At 41.6% G+C, this 18,918-nt stretch carries 10 protein-coding genes; all 10 read left to right on the forward strand.

Annotated elements, in window-relative coordinates; genetic code table 11:
* The first annotated feature begins 58 nt into the window (after positions 1 to 58).
* Entirely contained in the window at positions 59 to 2,392 is a 2,334-nt protein-coding gene (gene secA2 / locus AC6UDD_RS05920) for an accessory Sec system translocase SecA2 (protein ID WP_500719605.1), read from the forward strand.
* 20 nt (positions 2,393 to 2,412) lie between these two features.
* On the forward strand, positions 2,413 to 3,615 hold the full coding sequence (locus AC6UDD_RS05925; protein WP_500719607.1) for a SecY family transport protein: 1,203 nt from the start codon (positions 2,413 to 2,415) through the stop codon (positions 3,613 to 3,615).
* Between the two features lie 15 nt (positions 3,616 to 3,630).
* On the forward strand, positions 3,631 to 5,226 hold the full coding sequence (asp1, locus tag AC6UDD_RS05930; protein ID WP_500719609.1) for an accessory Sec system protein Asp1: 1,596 nt from the start codon (positions 3,631 to 3,633) through the stop codon (positions 5,224 to 5,226).
* Between the two features lie 5 nt (positions 5,227 to 5,231).
* Entirely contained in the window at positions 5,232 to 6,791 is a 1,560-nt protein-coding gene (gene asp2 / locus AC6UDD_RS05935; RefSeq protein ID WP_500719612.1) for an accessory Sec system protein Asp2, read from the forward strand.
* A 13-nt stretch (positions 6,792 to 6,804) separates the two neighbouring features.
* On the forward strand, positions 6,805 to 7,533 hold the full coding sequence (asp3, locus tag AC6UDD_RS05940) for an accessory Sec system protein Asp3 (protein ID WP_500719635.1): 729 nt from the start codon (positions 6,805 to 6,807) through the stop codon (positions 7,531 to 7,533).
* A gap of 34 nt (positions 7,534 to 7,567) precedes the next feature.
* Positions 7,568 to 9,034, forward strand: coding sequence for a glycosyltransferase (locus AC6UDD_RS05945; protein WP_500719614.1), 1,467 nt, complete (start codon positions 7,568 to 7,570; stop codon positions 9,032 to 9,034).
* Positions 9,012 to 9,866, forward strand: coding sequence for a hypothetical protein (locus tag AC6UDD_RS05950; RefSeq protein WP_500719616.1), 855 nt, complete (start codon positions 9,012 to 9,014; stop codon positions 9,864 to 9,866). The genes AC6UDD_RS05945 and AC6UDD_RS05950 overlap by 23 nt, the downstream gene beginning before the upstream one ends.
* 20 nt (positions 9,867 to 9,886) lie before the next feature.
* Positions 9,887 to 10,075: a hypothetical protein gene (locus AC6UDD_RS05955; protein WP_500694576.1), complete on the forward strand. Its 189-nt coding sequence runs from the start codon at positions 9,887 to 9,889 to the stop codon at positions 10,073 to 10,075.
* A 5-nt stretch (positions 10,076 to 10,080) separates the two neighbouring features.
* Positions 10,081 to 11,040, forward strand: a complete 960-nt coding sequence (locus AC6UDD_RS05960; RefSeq protein ID WP_500719618.1) for a helix-turn-helix domain-containing protein — start codon at positions 10,081 to 10,083, stop codon at positions 11,038 to 11,040.
* A gap of 181 nt (positions 11,041 to 11,221) precedes the next feature.
* A partial coding sequence (locus AC6UDD_RS05965; RefSeq protein WP_500719621.1) for a KxYKxGKxW signal peptide domain-containing protein occupies positions 11,222 to 18,918 on the forward strand: 7,697 nt, incomplete at its 3' end.

Consider the following 18,918-nt stretch of genomic DNA (forward strand, 5'->3'; position numbering starts at 1 on the left):
AGCTTCTTATTAATGAATTAAAAATATTTTTGACGAAAGGAGTCTGCATCTAGAATTAATGCATAAATATAAGAAAATCGCTCTAAAAGTGCAAAAGCGCGTCAATGAACTGAAGTATTTTTCCGATTCCAGGTTGAAACAACAAACGAAGTACTTAAGGGCCCAATTAAAGAATGGCGCTAAGCTCGATAGTTTGATTGTGGAAGCCTACGCGACCGTGTGTGAAGCTGACCGCCGGGTTTTAGGATTGTCGCCGTATTATACGCAAATTTTAGGTGCCGTCGTTTTAAATTTTGGCAACATCGCTGAGATGAAAACCGGTGAAGGGAAAACGTTAACCGCGACGATGCCCATGTATTTACATGGACTCGAGGGCAAAGGGGTCTTTTTAATCACGGCGAATTCGTACTTAGCCAGACGTGACGCGAAAGAAATCGGTCAAGTATATCGTTGGCTCGGTTTGACGATCGCTAGTGGAGTGCCTGAAGAAGATGGCGACGATGCCAGTCGAAACTTGGAACAAATCTACAGTTCAGACATCGTCTACACCACCCACAGTAGTTTGGGGTTTGATTACTTGTTTGACAACCTAGCGATTAAGCCCGAAAACCAGCACATTAAGCACCTGGAATTTGCCCTGATTGATGAGATTGACTCCATTTTATTGGACCAGGCGCAGACGCCGCTGATTGTCTCTGGTGCACCCAACGTGCAATCGAACCTTTATCAGCTGTGTGAAAACATGATTCAGCAGCTCGAAGAAGACGTTGACTTTCAAAAATCGGAGGACGGCAAGAAAGTCTGGCTCACTGAGACGGGGATCAATAACTTAGAAGAGTACGCCGGAGTTGCCGATTTACTAGCACCCAAGGCTCATGAATTATACCAGCACCTGAATTTGGCGCTGAAGGCGAAGTGCCTGTTTGTCAAAAACCGTAACTATGTAGTGGAAAACAACGAGATTGTCCTACTCGATAAGATGAACGGACGGAAATTGTACGGCACCAAACTACAATCCGGCCTTCACCAGGCGCTAGAAGCGAAGGAACACGTCAAAATCAGTGATGATAGTCGTGCCTTGGCTAGTATTACCTACCAAAACCTCTTTCGATTGTTTACCCGACTTTCCGGGATGACCGGAACGGCCAAGACCGACGCTGACGAATTTCGTGAAACGTATCGGCTGAATACGTTTGTCATTCCGACTAATGAAAAAATCATGCGAAAGGACCACCCGGATCAGATTTATGCGACCAATGAGGATAAGATCACGGCTTCACTAAAAGAGGTCGAAAGGATGCGGGCATTGCATCGACCCATCCTGATTGAGACGGGGTCGGTCTCAATGTCAAAGTTATATTCCCACATCTTGTTGTCACTAGGAATTCCGCACAACGTGTTAAATGCCAATAGTGCTCCAAAAGAGAGTCGGATCATTGCCGATGCCGGGAAGACGGACTCGATTACCGTGGCAACTTCAATGGCAGGTCGGGGAACTGACATTAAGCTCTCGGATCAAGCCATTCAAAATGGTGGTTTATTTGTGCTCGGCACTGAACGAATGTCTTCTTTACGAATTGACAACCAGTTGCGTGGGCGTGCCGGTCGGCAGGGTGAACCTGGTGATACGAAGTTTTATGTTTCACTAGAGGATAAGATTGTGACCGAAAATGCTCCCAAGTGGGTCAAAAAGTACCGGGAAAAGTTAGTGAAACATCACGTTACAAGCGCTTTAAAGAAGCCCCGGATTAAGAACATCATTAATCAGTCGCAGGGAACCCAGAAGAATAGTGAAATTTCCGACCGCCAGAACATTTTGAAATTTGACGAAGTGGTCAAGGCTCAGCGCAATTGTCTCTATAAGACCCGAAACGCGGCCATGCGCACGAATGATTTGGATCCTTACATTGATACGGCGATTAATTCTTGCATCGATAATTATTTGCCGCAGTGGAAAAACTACTTTGATATCACCAACTTCATTTATAACAATATCGATTATTCGTTTTTACCGAATAAAAACGAATTAAAGAATAACTGGCGCAACAAAAAGCGTTTAAAAGCCCAGTTGTTAAAGATGATTGATGACAAGAAACGGCAGGTTTATCAGCAATTTAAAAATGATGACCAGTTATTAGAATACAAAAGATTGGTGTTATTAAAGTCAATCGATACGATGTGGATCGACCAAGTGGATGCGTTGGAACAGTTGAAGTTAGCGGTTAGTAGCCGGAACTGGGGTCAGCATAATCCCATTTACGAATATGAGACCGAAGCGCGCCGGGCTTTTCACAATATGCGCGAACGAATCTATCTATTAGTACTCAGAAACATATTATTATCAGAAATTGTGCAAAAAGACGACGGAACCATTGATTTGATTTTTGTATAAGTTTAAAAGGAGATTTTTTAGTGAGGCAATTGTTAAAACGGGGATCATTTACAATCTTTTTGTTGGCTTTGTTTGAACTAGGTGGATTAATCCTAATTCCAGGGTTTCAACTAAAAAATTATGCTAGCGCGTTAGATCAAAATGCCTATATCAATTTAATTTCTAGTAACTTTGGTAGTCAAATTACCGTTCCCAGTTTGTTTGCCTTGGGATTAGGACCGTACATGACGGCGCTCATCGTGTGGCAGGTTGTTACCACCGTTGATGACAAGACCACGAGTCGAATGTCACAAAAGACGACGGGATACTGGCAAAAGGGAATCACCTTTGTGCTGGCGGCGCTCCAGTCGTTAGCGATGGCCAAGTTATTTCTACGTTATCAACCAGAGACCCTAGGATTTGACGATGAAGCCTTCTTCTGGTTCATTTTCACTGTCCTCCTAGCCGGATCAATGCTGATTGTCTGGCTGGCGGATGTCAATAAGGATTTAGGGATTGGTGGGGTCAGTATCTTTATCATTCCGGGACTGGTCAAAAATCTTCCCACGATTTTAGATTCGGGGTTAAAAAAGCCACTGAATTTTTCCGTTCTGGGATGGATCGTCATCGCCATCATTGTCATAGGCTTTGTCTACGTCACGGTCTTTGTCAATGAGGCTGAATACCGCATCCCCGTTGAACGGATTGGAGTGAACAGTTTTCTGACCGATTCGTATATTCCGATTAAGGTCTTAGTCTCAGGCGCCATGCCATTCATGTTTGCCCTATCGTTATTTTCGATTCCGCTCTTAGTGGTGTCGAATTTAAAGGTCAATGCTCAAATTGGTAAAATGATTTCACTTTTATTTTCCTATCACACCTGGCAGGGAATCGTTTCTTACGGGCTCATCATCGTGATTTTAAGTTATTTATTTGCGTTTGTGAATTTTCAGCCCAACATCATTGCCAAATCATTAAAAGAGAGTGGCGACTATATTTTTAACTTAGCTCCCGGCAAAGAAACGGAACGGTATCTGACCGGACAGGTTAATATTATGTCCTTTTTAGGAACCATTTACGTGCTGCTGATTGCCCTAGTGCCACTACTAATCGGTTTGTATTTTCCGATTGTGACTAACTTCTCGTTTTTATTTGGTTCATTGTTTATTTTAATTACCATTTTAGACAGCATTTCCCAAGAAGTTCGGGCACTAATCTACAAGTATCGTTATCGCATTTTTTAATTATGAGGAGGCTATATGGTTTATTTTATCCCTAATTGGCATCCCTACACGCTGCAGCTGGGTTACAACACGATTATTAGTCAACTGGCGATTTTTCAGGATAATGACGAAGACTGTACGTTAGTCACCAACAGTTTTTTGCCCATGCTGACGTACCAACTAAATGAATATGGACTGTTAAACACTCCATACTGGCAGGCGTTGGATGAGATTCAGGATGTGCACATCAAGATTGGCAAGCCGCTCGCGATTGAGGACATTCCGCTGCCAAGTGATTTAGAACGGGTCTACTCTCCACGCGGAATTCAGTTTTTAAGGAACGATCAGCTGTATGCCAAGGCCAACTATTTTGCTCAAGAAGTCCTAAGTACCATTGAATACTATCAGGATGGCCAGTTGACGGCAGTCGATTATTTTGATTCGCGTGGTTTTCTATCTCGAAGAGGGATGTATGAACAGGGGATTCCCCAACAAACGCAATTGTACAATCCACTTTCGGAGGTGGTCTTAACCATTGATCACAATCATGGTGATCAAGTCCAGATTGAAGAGCCTTTTCAAAGGCACTTTGCGCACTCACATTATCCCAATTTAACGGACTTAATCAGCGAAGTTTCACAAAATTATTTCAATCAGGTCAAGACCGATGATGGGATTCAAATCATTGACAATCCAACTAAAGATAGCCTGACTTTGACCCACCAGTTACAAAGTGAGTATCAAGTTGGCAGCTTTTTAACCGATCAAACCTTGATTAATCAGTCAGCTCTAGCTCAGTTAGCTAGCAAGAACAGTGCCATTCTGGTGCCCAATCAATTAATTGCCACTAAAATCAAGCGAACTTGGCAGAATCAGGAGCATCCCTTAAATGTAAGAATCGTTTCGCCATACGCTGCGCACCTTAACTTGGGGATTAGTAACAGCATGGCGCAACAAATTATTTTTTGGAAAATTAACGAGATGCCCGAAAGGACCGTGAGACGTTTAGCAAACAAGCTGTTGCGCGTGGTCAGTGAAGGTAAGGACAAGGCCATTGTTTTTGACGTGAATGATGACCGCATGCGTAAAACCATCGAACAGGAAATTACGACGGAAATCGAGACGCATTTTGAGGTTTCCTTAAAATCAGCCGACTTTCTGTGGGTCAGAAAGTACCTGAAGCTAAAAAAAGAGCATGAACTAACGTCCAAACTACGAAAAAAGGCGAAGGCAAAGGAGCAGCAAGCTAACTGGGAAAAGTTAGTTGGAGCCAGTGAAGCTTTGGATCGGATTCAGATTTACTCTAATCAGGACCCAGCCTTTTACCAGCAAAACATTCACAAGGCCCGGATTCTGGTTGATTTGGATCGGTTACCGAGTCCATATCTGCAGGTCAATGCGATTAGCGCCGGTATTCCCCAAGTCAACACGGTTCAAACTGGTTATGTAACTGATGATGAAAATGGAATCATCATTAACGATGATTTACGTCTCGTCAAAGCGGTTAATTACTTCTTGGATAATTTGGACCGTTGGAACCAGTCGTTAGTTGCCAATATCAGTAAAATCGAAAGGTTTTCTAGCGAAGAGATTGTCGCCAGCATCAAGGCCATTTTTAAAGAAATGAGGTGAAGTTCATGGCTAAAAAAGGACTCATCCAACTAGGTGGTCAAAAACTAGCTTTAAATAAAACGTTAGATGACAACTTTAAGTATCAGTATTTTTCATTGGACGATCCTAAGGATGTCTTTGAGATGCAACAAACCATCTTAGATGATGAAAAATTGAATCCCAAGTACAGCAACACGCTTTTTATCCTGGGCAAGCAGTCGCTGGTTTATATCATGCCGAAGCTAATTGAGGTGCTTCCCGCAAATAACATTATTTACCAGCAGGGCGATAACTTTTCTGATGAAATTAAGAAGACCCTCAACTATAAAAATGCGCAGGGGATTGATTTAACGGAACCAGATGAAGTAACCGAATTCATTAAAGAAGTCTACTTTGGTGGTCAATTTGGTAGTCGATTGAATAAGGATAAGGTCGAGATTATGTCCGATTTACTTCCTCACACCACCCAAACCGGTTCGGGTCAGGTCAGTTTTCATCATTTAACCTTGCCACATCAGGTCCAAGCCGTTAATTTTCAAATGACCCTCGCCCAGGAGACCGATACCTTAATGGAGTTTTGGCCCGAATACAAACTACAGGGGTCAGGGAAGGTGACGTTTAAATTATATTTTCTGGATGCCCAAACCGACAACATTATTAAACGGTGCACCGTTTCCGGAGCCGACCTAAACCAACCCTTTGCCTATCAGACGCCTAAACAGCATTCTAATTTGTACGTTTCGGTGTTTTTAAAGGGGCAGATTGAGTCGTTTACGCTAAGAAGAATTCACGTCAGAAGACGCCGCCGGAATCTGGGAACTTACATGGTGGGATCCAAAACGTTGACTGACCAGCAGAATTATAAGGGCGAGATTGCCGCCTATTTTAATCCTGGTGATTTAAAACCACCTCTAAACGTCTACTTCAGTGGATACCGAACTGCCGAGGGATTTGAAGGGGGCCGGATGATGAGTAACATCAGTTCTTCGCCTTATTTGTTGATTGCCGATGAGCGAATGGAGGGTGGTTCCTTCTACATTGGCAGTAAGGAACTAGAACAACAACTAATTATAACAATTAAAAAGTGCCTGGAAAAGTTACATTTTTCTAGTGATGACCTGGTTTTGTCGGGAATCTCGATGGGAACGACGGCAGCTTTATACTACGCAACCGACCTAAAGCCCGCCGCGGTGATTGTCGGAAAGCCCCTTGTCAATCTGGGGACCATCGCGGAAAATTCCTGCTTGCACCGGCCGTTTGATTTCTTGACCTCACTCGATTTGTTGTTAACGCACGAAGGCAAGACTGATGAAGCCGCCCAAAAACATTTTAATCAATACTTTTGGAATCATTTTAAGACCGGCGACTTTTCCAAAACCATTTTTGCCATCGCCTATATGAAACAGGATGATTACGACAAAGAGGCCTACGGCGAGTTGTTTAATTATTTTAAGCAGCAGGAGCAGGCCGTAAAGGTCATCAGTAAGGGGTTAATTGGGCGCCATAATGATGATACCAACGGGATCGTGAATTGGTTTGTCAGACAGTACCATAATCTGATGCAAGAAAAGTTTGATAGGAGTTAAGAAATTGGAAGCAATGACCGTTTTAACGTGGGGAAAGTACCTTAATTCAATGGAGCGCTATGGAGCTCAGGTCACGTACTCAAAAACTGAGGTCACTTATTCATCTCCCTTGTTGTCACCCGGAACTAGTATTTATACCTGGCACTCACAACTGGATTTTCAGGATGTGCGAATGCAGGGCGAGTTGCCAATCTTACTTGGCAATCACAAGTATCACATCTTTAGTGATTATAAGGCGAAACCAGTTGACTCAGTTTACTTTAAGGTCACGATCTACGATCAATACCATGATTTTATGAAGGAAATTATCATCAACGGACACGAGGGCGACTTTGAGTATCCAGAGCATGCTTCGGAATACGAAATCTCGGTGGTGGTGAAATCAAACCAGTCAATCACGTTTAGGTACCTCATGTTGGGTGAAGCCGATAATTTTAAGGATTTGAATTTTACGGTCAGCCCCAATTTAAAGTTAACCAAGTTTATATATCCGAACGCTAAAAAGCTGGATATCTACCTCGGACGCCGTGACTCGGGTAGTTGGACGGTCCCCGTTCAAACGGATCGGGCCCAGATCTTTTGTCGGCTTTCTACTGGTGAAATTAATGACCAGGATAAGGCTGATGCCGCGATGAAGAAGTTGTTTGAGGCCATTAATCAAGATCAGCAGCTGAAAAAGATGACAACTGAGGTCAGACCGTATGGCTATCCTCTTTCTAAAATTAACCAAGTAAAGGAATGAAATGATGAAGGAACAAGTAAAAAAGAACCAACCAATGAATTTTTTTATTAATCGTGCCATGGGAATTGGTAATTCTGGAGTGGAACACGCACAGTTTTATCGCGCACGCCGGTTTGATGAAGTGAAACTGCCATATCGGTATATTTTTGTGCAATTAATTAATAATTTACACGAGGCCATGGATACCTGGAATCTAGGAAATGACCAAGTCATCAATATGTACGAATATTTTGTGCTAGGAAATGATTATTTACGGCATGGAGTCAAAAAGTTCTATTCATATCAACACGAAACGGTGATTGATGGTACCAACACCACCCGCATGCTGAAGATCCAGACGACTTCAGGGATGAAAATCATCGAAACCATGGTGAAGTTTCCTAATAAAAAGCACGACTTGTTAATTATGAGTCTGTCAAAGATTGAGATTTATTCCAGTAAGACGGGCGAGAAAAAGGTCACGTTTGATTTTTATGACAACGGTCATAAAGAGACCCTGATCAAAAATATTCACCTCTACAATCAGGACGGCAAGCAGTTCTATTTCGCAAATGAAGTTCAGTTGCAGCGCTACTTTTTTGAACAGGTGGATCGGGCCTACAACCACAATAACAATTGGTTTTTGGATCGTGGCGAAGAGAGTGAAGCGGCCTTACTCTATCCCAAGATGCCCCAAAGTAAAGTGGTGGAAGTGGTTCACGCGGATCACTTGTCCGATCGAAACGACCCCCGCTACCCACTGTGGAATAACTACTACGAGTACTCGTTAACGCACCTTGATAATATCGACAGCATTATCAGTGCTACCAAAATGCAAACTGATGATCTAGTGAAAGATTTTCCGAAGCAAAAAGATAAATTTACTACCATCCCAGTTGGTGGCGTTGATGACAAAGGGACTGGTAAAACCAGACCGAAACAGCGAACCAAAAAGTTGCGTTCGCTAAAATTAATTACTGCTTCGCGATTAGCTGGGGAAAAGCACATTGATATGTTAGTACTTGCAGTTGCTAAGGTACATAAACAAGGGACTGCAGTTTCTTTAGATATCTACGGTGCCGGTGGTGAAAATAGTTTGATTGAAAAGACCATCAAAAAAGAAAAAGCGGAAGACTACATTAAATTAAAGGGTCTCTCTCATCATTTGGACGATATTTATCCGAAGTATGATGCCTTTGTTTCGGCATCGTTTTCAGAAGGCTTTGGGTTAACCACGGTAGAAGCGTTAAGCGCCGGATTACCGGTGATTGCCTACAAAGCCCGTTTTGGGGCAATGGAAATGATAAAAGACGGTGTCAATGGATTCTTACAAGACTTCAAACGGGGCGATAAGAGCGTTGATTTTGATGTGAATAGTTTGGCAAAGGGAATTAACCGGTTATTAGATTCTGATTATGGAAAAGTCCAAAGGGCCACCATCAGTTCGATGGCTCCCTTTCAAAATCATGTCATTGCGAATAAATGGAAGGAGTTTGTTGATGCATTACGAACTAACCAATAAAATAAACGACCAAAATCCAGTTTGGCAACACCAACGAGACCGAATTCAAAAGAGGAAGGGTCAGGTGATTACGCTGGCACCAGCCTCTAATTTTCGTGATTCTCTACTAGCAAATAAAATCCATGGGTTTAACGTTGTCGATTATATTACTGGTCGAACCCTAGACATGGATCCTAAAGCGTTTTTGTTTTTCAACCGGATCCCCACGGTTGACGGCGCCGAGATTTACATGAACGCTGATTTCACGATTAACATCATCGTAAATGGCAATCCGATTGGCCACGTCATCTTGTGGCCGAACACGCGCCGCCATGTGAAAGAGGTTGATTACGTTTTTCCAAACGACGAATTAGACTACATCGAAGAATTCGCTAGTGACGGCAAGAAGTTCAGCAACATCATCTACACCCGGGGACAACCCCAACGGATCGATTTTTATAATGATGCCGGTGTCCCAGCGTTGTGTTTCTACTTTTATAAAAAGCAGCTAAATTGGGTGACCATTGAAGATTTTGGCTCGTTAAAGACCCAAAAACAGTTTAGAAATTTGGATGAATTTTATGCCGACACGGTCGGAAAGTATTTAACGGCGAAAGATTCGGTTGGTATTAGTTATATGGGGGTTGAGTTGTGGGCGTTATCGCAATCGAAATCGCATAACACCCTCTATTTGGACGAATCACCCCTTAATGATGACGGAAACGTCAAGCAAAACTTGTTGGACATTCTGACGGATGAAATTTCCTATATCCAAGACGTGCACATGAGTAAGAAATTCTTACAGGAATTAAAGAAAAAGGGTGTTCCAACTAAAAAAGTAGTAGTGGATTAGCTTTTAAAGCAGGTGATAAAATGCCAAAAATTAAATTGAAAGAGTTGCAGCAGGATATTAGATTACGGTTTGATGAAGAGAAAAAATACGTTGTTGATGCTTCGGATACTAAAAGCACCGGGAAAGTAATTATGATTATTGTTTCAGTGATTATGGTATTCGTGGTGATCCTTAGTCTGGTCTATAGTTTTATAGCTTTAGCGGGGTAATAAAAATGAATCTTCCTTCATTAGGAGTCGCATATTATGTCGATCTGCATTGTCGAAATAAAGGAATTCCACAAAATAGTGTCGCTGCCGTTAGTATTGATCGGGGGAAAATTGCTGAATTAATTCAGCAACGGAAAGTGAAAATAAGTTCATTTCTAGATCGAGTGGGTTTGAGTACTTCGCGTTATTACCGTTGGATTAATTATGAGATTGATATCCCATTTGAATATATTTTTGGAATTAAAAAGTTATTGGGAATTTCTGATGAAGAATTTTTGTCATTATTAAATCCGTCAACGGATGAATTAATCGATACACTAGCCCTCGCTTCTTTTTATGATACTTATGAGTACAGTCCTGACAAACTGCAGGCGATTTTAAATAGTCTCGATAAGTACCGGTTACAGCTAGCATCGCCCTTTTTTAAGGTCTATACGTACACTAAGATCATCAGTCAAATTGCCGAGCGGCAAAAGCCGGATGTGTCCACCTTCTTTAAGAGTAATGAAAAATACTTTAAAGATTGTGATGACCTAACTGATTTTGATATCTATTTAAACGTTTTGGACCTGAATTTGAAGCGCTCGCTATTTCCAGAGAAAAAGATTGATAGTGATTTTCTGGTATTACAGAAAGTCTTAAGCGGATTAAAGAGCACTGATCTAGATCGAATATACGTCTACTGGGGCTTTGCGATTGATTTTGTGATTAACTTTTGCCTTAACCGACAATCAGATCGAGCAATTAAATTTTTAAAGCAGGTTTATCAAGCAATGAATACCAGTGGGTCAGGCGGATCCATGGATGGTCATCTGTATAATTGTTATGAGCAAACTTATAGTTTAATAACAAATCAGGTTACTTGTCCAGAATTTTCACAAGAAATTTTACAAAGTAAGTCCGTTTTTAATTACGAAAATGACTACTGGAAGGGAATCCAAAAGTTTATTAAAAGTAAATATTAAGTGAAACAAAAACAGCTGGATTGACGGTAAATCCAGCTGTTTTTGTTTATTTAAATAAAATTTGGTTATTTAGTGAAAAAATCGTCCCATTATTGGGAATATGGGCTAAATAATTTCATTTGGATATATAGTAAGACCATCTCAATTTAGATTATTCACAAATTTAAGGGGGAAAGATCTTATGAGAGGGAAAGGAAATAAAAAGCAAAACATTCGTCTAGCATTAAGAGATGATGCTAGAACGCATTACAAAATGTATAAAGCTGGTAAACAGTGGATGGTTGCCGGAATTTCACTAATTGGTGGATTACTGGGCGCTAACATTGGAATTGCTTCTGTCTCGGCTAATTCAGTTTCGACAAGTGGCAACAATACTAGTAAAGAAAATAAAGATGCGGATGTCTTACCAAATAAAAACTCCGCAACAATTTCATCAACTTCACAGACCACGTCTTCTGCAGCCGGAAGTCAGGTGGATTCGCAAGCTAAGATTGACCAAATCTCAACTAGTATGAGCGAGGCTTTGTCGACGTCTACGTCAGCTTCCATGGCCGCTGCTAATTCTACTAGCGAGAACAAGGTTAACTCCGATTCTGGTTCGACGACGGCCAATAGTCAGGCTAAGACCGAGAGTCAATCCGAACAAAATTCTAACACGACTAAGTCAGTGCCCGGTTCTGACAGTGAGGCAATTAAAGCTGACACTAATACTAATGGTAAAACGACCGGTTCTACTAGCACTAGCTCAGTTGATTCGACTTCGGCTGCTAGTCAAACGATTAGTGATCAACTTAAGCCATCAGTCTTACAATCAGGTTCACAGCTTAATAGTGAGTCCACTATTACCAAGGCCTTAGACAACAGTCAGTCGATCACGTCTGCTTCCCAGCTTAACAGTGACAGCAGTAGCATTAGTGGGATAAACGATTCCGCTAAAGCAAGTGAGACAACTAACCAAGATGTTTATAACCAAGTTAAGGCCGTTGTGCCAAACGACGCTACCGTTACCGTTGATTCACAAAACCAAGTCATTAGTGTTGGTTTAGCCAACGGTTTGACACCTAATAATAGTACTTTGGCAGCCCTAAGTACCATTGGTGAAAACAACAACATGTCCATTAACATTAAGGACTTAAGTGGCAATAAGAATAGCGATGCTAACAGTACTTCAACTTTGGCTGATAACGTTCTGTCTGACAGTGAAAACGTCTTGGCTAACAACAGTGAATCGACTAGCCAAAACGTTTCGACATCAACGTCAGAAAGCAACAGTGCTTTAACTAGTCAAAATGAGCAACAATCTACTAGTGCCCAAAATTCAACCAATGAAAAGCAACCAGTCGCTAATCCGAACGTGGTACTAGCATCTCAACAAGATACTTCAACGGTTCATGTGGCAACTGCGGACCAATTATACGATGAAATCGTGAACGGAACCGCTAATAACATCATCATTGATGATGACATTAACTTTGCTGATTTAAAGAACTTTAATAGTGGACAAGAAGTTATTAATGACGTTAAAAACCCACGGAATTTAAAGATTGGTTCAGCCGCAGGGCACCATTACACGATTGATCTAAGGGGTTACACCTTTAACAACTGGAGTGGCCTAGTTAATAATACGACCGTTGAATATGACAATTTAGACATTTATGGTCAATGTTTTTATGGCTTTATGAGTCAATCAACGTCATATATCATTAATAATGTCAATTACACCGGTGCTCAGTTTATTTACGGAAGAAATGGTTCTGGTGGACCTACTGACGTTACGATCTACGGTAACGTTACCGCACAGTCAGTTCCTTCCTACACGAATAAGTTTTCTAGTAAACCAATTCAAACTGAATCTGGCAGTCAACAAGTAATTGAAGCCGGTTCAATTACCTTTGGCGCTAACTCCAATTTCACTGGGACTAGTTACAGTGATAATGTTATCGAATTAAGTAAGGGTGGCAACGTTAATGGCGACGTTACGTTAGAACATGGTGCTACCGTTACCCTAATTCCTAACAATAATGGTGGTTCTAATGAAAACAGTAGAAACGGTACTGTTTATGGGATTACCACCAAGGGTGGCAATATTAATGTTGAAACAGGTGCTACTTTAAATATTATTTTGAATAATAATAATAGCAGTACAACTAGTTCCCTGGCCGGAGCCATCTATTCCTTTGGTAATACCGCCATTACTGTTAATGGCTCCATGAATATTATTGCTAATGGAAATATTAATCCTGGAAATTCTTCTCAACCAGGTTTGATTTACCTTGGCAATTCTTCTAGTGTCTTGGTTAACAGTGGCGGTAATCTTAACGTTACCTACAATCAATCTGGAAAGACGACTAGTTATTCACAAAGTTTAATTTACTTAAATAATGGTGGATACATCACCGTTGAAGATACCGGAAAGATGTCATTGAAGGCAACGGGGAGCCAACCAGTTATTCTAGTAAATAATGGTGGATCTGCCGGCACGATTACCATTACCGATCCTGAAAACGTTGTATTTGATTTAACTCAAAGTAATGCACAGAGTTTAATTGCAAGCAATCGGACTGTCTTTAGTGTTAAAAATGTATCAATGATAATTGGGAATGAATCTTTCCCAGACCCAACGAGTTATTTGAACTTCGAAATTGGTACGGACGGTAAAATTGGAAAAGTTGTACTATACAATGTTAATTTTAACGAAGAAGAAAGAATTGAGGCCATACTAAACGGTCAAAATCAGCCAAATTACCTTCAATTTGGATCTGGTAACACAGCTACGAGTGATAGTCAAAGTACTTCTAATAGTCAATCAACCAGTACAATTGATAGTCACAGTGAAAGTGAAAGCGCTTCTACAAGTCAAGTAGATAGTTTGAGCGACTCAACTAGTGATAGCTTGAGTAAGGTTGCTAGTAACAGTGACAGTTTAAGTGATTCTACTAGTAAAAGTGACAGTACTTCAGTAAGTGAAAGCGACTCAACAATTGACAGTTTGAGCAACTCTACCAGTAAGAGTGGCAGCGATTCTGTAAGTATCAGCGACAGCCTAAGCAATTCAACTAGTAAGAGTGAATCTGTAAGTACAAGTGATAGCTTGAGTGAGTCTACCAGCAAGAGTGAATCTATAAGTACAAGCAATAGCTTGAGTGAATCAACAAGTAAGAGCGGTAGTACTTCATTGAGTAACAGCGAATCCGCCAGCACTTCAATGAGTGAAAGCGACTCAACCAAGAGTGACTCATTAAGCACGAGTGAAAGCTTAAGTAACTCGACAAGTAAGAGTGATTCTGTTTCATTGAGTAATAGTGAATCAACCAGCAAGAGTGACTCTGCCTCACTAAGTGGTAGCGAATCAACCAGTACCTCAATGAGCGAAAGTGACTCGACTAAGAGCGACTCCATGAGTACTAGCGACAGCTTAAGCAACTCAACCAGTAAGAGCGATTCTGTTTCACTGAGTGATAGTCAAAGTGCATCTACTAGTAAAAGTGACTCAGTTTCATTGAGTACTAGCGATAGCTTGAGTGAGTCTACCAGCAAGAGTGGCAGCACTTCATTGAGTGGCAGTGAGTCAACAAGCACTTCAGTGAGTGAAAGCAACTCAACCAAGAGCGATTCATTGAGCACAAGTGATAGCTTAAGCGAATCTACAAGTAAGAGTGGCAGCACATCATTGAGTGGCAGTGAATCAACTAGCACCTCAATTAGTGAAAGCAACTCAACCAAGAGTGACTCCATAAGTACTAGTGATAGCTTGAGTAACTCAACAAGTAAGAGCGATTCTGTTTCACTGAGTGATAGTCAAAGTGCATCTACTAGTAAGAGTGACTCAGTTTCATTGAGTACTAGCGACAGCTTGAGCGCTTCTACAAGCAAGAGCGAATCATTAAGTACAAGCGACAGTTTGAGTAACTCCACAAGCAAGAGTGGTAGCACTTCCTTAAGTGATAGTGAATCCACTAGTACCTCAATCAGTGAAAGTAACTCAACCAAGAGTGACTCTATAAGTACTAGCGACAGTTTAAGCGAATCAACTAGCACTTCGACTAGTGATAAGAACTCAACAAGCAAGAGCGAATCCGTAAGTACTAGTGATAGTTTGAGTAACTCGACAAGCAAGAGTGACAGCTTAAGCGAATCTACAAGTAAGAGTGACTCTGCCTCACTAAGTGGTAGCGAATCAACCAGTACCTCAATGAGCGAAAGTGACTCGACTAAGAGCGACTCCATGAGTACTAGCGACAGCTTAAGCAACTCAACCAGTAAGAGCGATTCTGTTTCACTGAGTGATAGTCAAAGTGCATCTACTAGTAAGAGTGACTCAGTTTCATTGAGTACTAGCGATAGTTTGAGCGCTTCTACAAGTAAGAGTGATTCTGTTTCGTTGAGTACTAGTGATAGCTTAAGTCGATCTACTAGTCAGAGCGGGAGCACTTCACTAAGTAACAGTGGATCAACAAGCACTTCAATCAGTGAAAGTAACTCTACTAAGAGTGACTCCATAAGTACCAGTGACAGCCAGAGCACTTCTACTAGCAAGAGTGGCAGCACTTCATTGAGTGGTAGTGAATCCACTAGTACCTCAATTAGTGAAAGTAACTCAACAAAGAGTGATTCGTTAAGCACGAGTGACAGCTTACGCAACTCCACAAGTAAGAGTGAATCAGTAAGTACCAGTGATAGTCAAAGCACTTCTACAAGCAAGAGTGGAAGCACATCATTAAGTGGTAGTGAATCCACAAGTACCTCAATGAGCGAAAGTGACTCCACTAAGAGCGACTCATTGAGTACTAGTGATAGTTTAAGCGAATCAACTAGTAAGAGTGATTCTGTTTCATTGAGTACCAGTGATAGCTTAAGTGAATCCACAAGTAAGAGTGACTCTGCTTCATTGAGCGGTAGTGAATCAACCAGCACTTCAGTGAGTGAAAGTGACTCCACCAAGAGTGACTCCACCAAGAGTGACTCCATCAGCACTAGTGATAGCCAAAGCGAATCTACTAGTAAGAGTGACAGTGCTTCAACTAGCGATGAAAACTCAACAAGTAAAAGTGAATCGTTAAGTACAAGCGACAGCTTGAGTAACTCCACTAGCAAGAGTAACTCAGTTTCATTGAGTGATAGCCAAAGTGCTTCTACTAGCGAGAGTGGCAGCACTTCATTGAGTGACAGTGAATCCACTAGTACCTCAATCAGTGAAAGTAACTCGACCAAGAGTGACTCATTAAGTACCAGTGACAGCTTAAGCGAATCTACAAGTAAGAGTAACTCTGCTTCATTGAGTACTAGTGATAGTCAAAGCATTTCTACTAGCAATAGTGGCAGTGCCTCACTAAGTACCAGTGATAGCCAGAGCATCTCTACAAGCAATAGCGACAGCGCTTCTGTAAGTACGAGTGACAGTCAAAGTATTTCCACTAGCAACAGTGGTAGTGCATCATTGAGTACCAGTGACAGTCAGAGTATTTCGACTAGCGACAGTACTAGTACTTCACTAAGTGGGAGTGAATCAACCAGCACTTCAATCAGTGACAGTAACTCTACTAAGAGTGACTCCATAAGTACCAGTGATAGTTTGAGTAATTCAACTAGCAAGAGTGGCAGCACTTCCTTAAGTGGCAGTGAGTCCACTAGCACTTCGATGAGTAACAGTGCTTCAACAAGCACAAGCGACAGTCAAAGTATTTCAACAAGCAATAGTGATAGTGCTTCAGTAAGTACTAGTGGCAGTCAAAGTGTTTCAACTAGCAATAGTGATAGCGCTTCTGTAAGTATAAGTGACAGTCAAAGCGTTTCCACTAGTGATAGCAACAGCGCATCATTGAGTACTAGTGATAGCCAGAGTGTCTCAACTAGTAATAGTGATAGTGCTTCGTTGAGTGGTAGTGAATCCACTAGTACTTCAATAAGTAACAGTGCTTCAACTAGTATTAGCGACAGCGCTTCTGTAAGTACGAGCGATAGTCAAAGTACTTCCACAAGCAACAGTGGTAGTGCCTCACTAAGTACGAATGACAGTCAAAGCACTTCAACAAGTAACAGTGGTAGTGCATCATTGAGTACCAGTGACAGTCAAAGCGTTTCAACTAGTAACAGTGATAGCGCTTCGGTAAGTACGAGCGATAGTCAGAGTAGCTCCACTAGCAATAGTGGTAGTGCATCATTGAGTACTAGCGACAGCCAGAGCATCTCAACAAGTAACAGTGGTAGTGCATCTGTAAGTACTAGTGGTAGTCAAAGCGTTTCAACAAGCAACAGTGATAGCGCTTCGGTAAGTACGAGTGACAGTCAAAGTATTTCTACAAGCAACAGTGATAGTGCTTCAGTAAGTACTAGTGACAGTCAAAGTATTTCAACTAGCGATAGTACAAGTGCTTCATTGAGTGGCAGTGAGTCTACTAGCACTTCAATGAGTGAAATTACTTCAACTAGTAACAGTGGCAGTGCATCGTTGAGCACTAGTGGTAGCCAAAGCATCTCCACAAGCAATAGTGATAGCGCTTCTGTAAGTACGAGCGACAGTCAAAGCGTTTCAACAAGCAATAGTGGCAGCGCATCATTAAGTACCAGTGATAGCCAGAGCATCTCAACTAGCAACAGTGATAGTGCTTCAGTAAGTACTAGTGATAGTCAAAGTATTTCCACTAGCAACAGTGATAGTGCTTCAGTAAGTACGAGCGATAGTCAGAGCATCTCTACTAGCAATAGTGGCAGTGCCTCATTGAGTACTAGTGATAGTCAAAGTATTTCTACTAGTAATAGTGGTAGTGCTTCACTAAGTACTAGTGGCAGTGAATCAATTAGTACCAGTGACAGTTCCTCAGTAAGTGGTAGTGAGTCTACCAGTGATAGCCTGAGAAACTCGATGAGTACAAGTGCTTCGTTGAGTACGAGCGACAGTCAGAGTATTTCAACTAGCAACAGTGGTAGTGCCTCACTAAGTACGAGTGGTAGCCAAAGTATCTCAACTAGCAATAGTGATAGTGCTTCGGTAAGTACTAGTGATAGTCAAAGCGTTTCTACCAGCAACAGTGATAGTGCATCATTGAGTACAAGTGACAGTCAAAGTGTCTCCACAAGTAACAGTGTTAGTGCTTCAGTAAGTACCAGTGACAGTCAAAGTACTTCCACAAGTGATAGTACAAGTGCTTCATTGAGTGGTAGCGAATCAACCAGCACTTCAATGAGTAATAGTACTTCAAATAGTATTAGCGATAGCGCTTCAGTAAGTACTAGCGACAGTCAGAGTACTTCCACTAGTAATAGTGATAGTGCTTCAGTAAGTACTAGTGATAGTCAGAGTACTTCAACAAGCAACAGTGATAGTGCTTCAGTAAGTACCAGTGATAGTCAGAGTATTTCCACTAGCAACAGTGGTAGTGCCTCACTAAGTACCAGCGATAGTCAAAGCGTTTCAACTAGCGATAGCGACAGCGCATCATTGAGTACAAGCGACAGTCAAAGTACTTCTACTAGTGATAGTTCCTCAGTAAGTGGCAGTGAATCTACCAGTGATAGCCTGAGAAACTCCATGAGTACAAGTGGATCAACTAGCGATAGCCTATCAACAAGTGCAAGTGGTTCGATGAGTACTTCGATGAGTGAAAACAACTCGGCAAGTACGAGCGCCAGCGCTTCGGTAAGTGGTAGTCAATCGACGAGTGATAGCCTATCAACAAGTGCCAGCACTTCAACAAGTACTTCGATGAGTACAAATCACTCCGAAAGTACCAGTGCTAGTGCATCAATGAGTGGTAGTCAATCGACAAGCGACAGCCTATCAACAAGTGCGAGTGGTTCAACTAGTACTTCGATGAGTACAAATCACTCCGAAAGTACCAGTGCTAGTGCATCAATGAGTGGTAGTCAATCGACAAGCGA

It is taken from the genome of Fructilactobacillus sp. X2R1C3 (assembly GCF_059901425.1).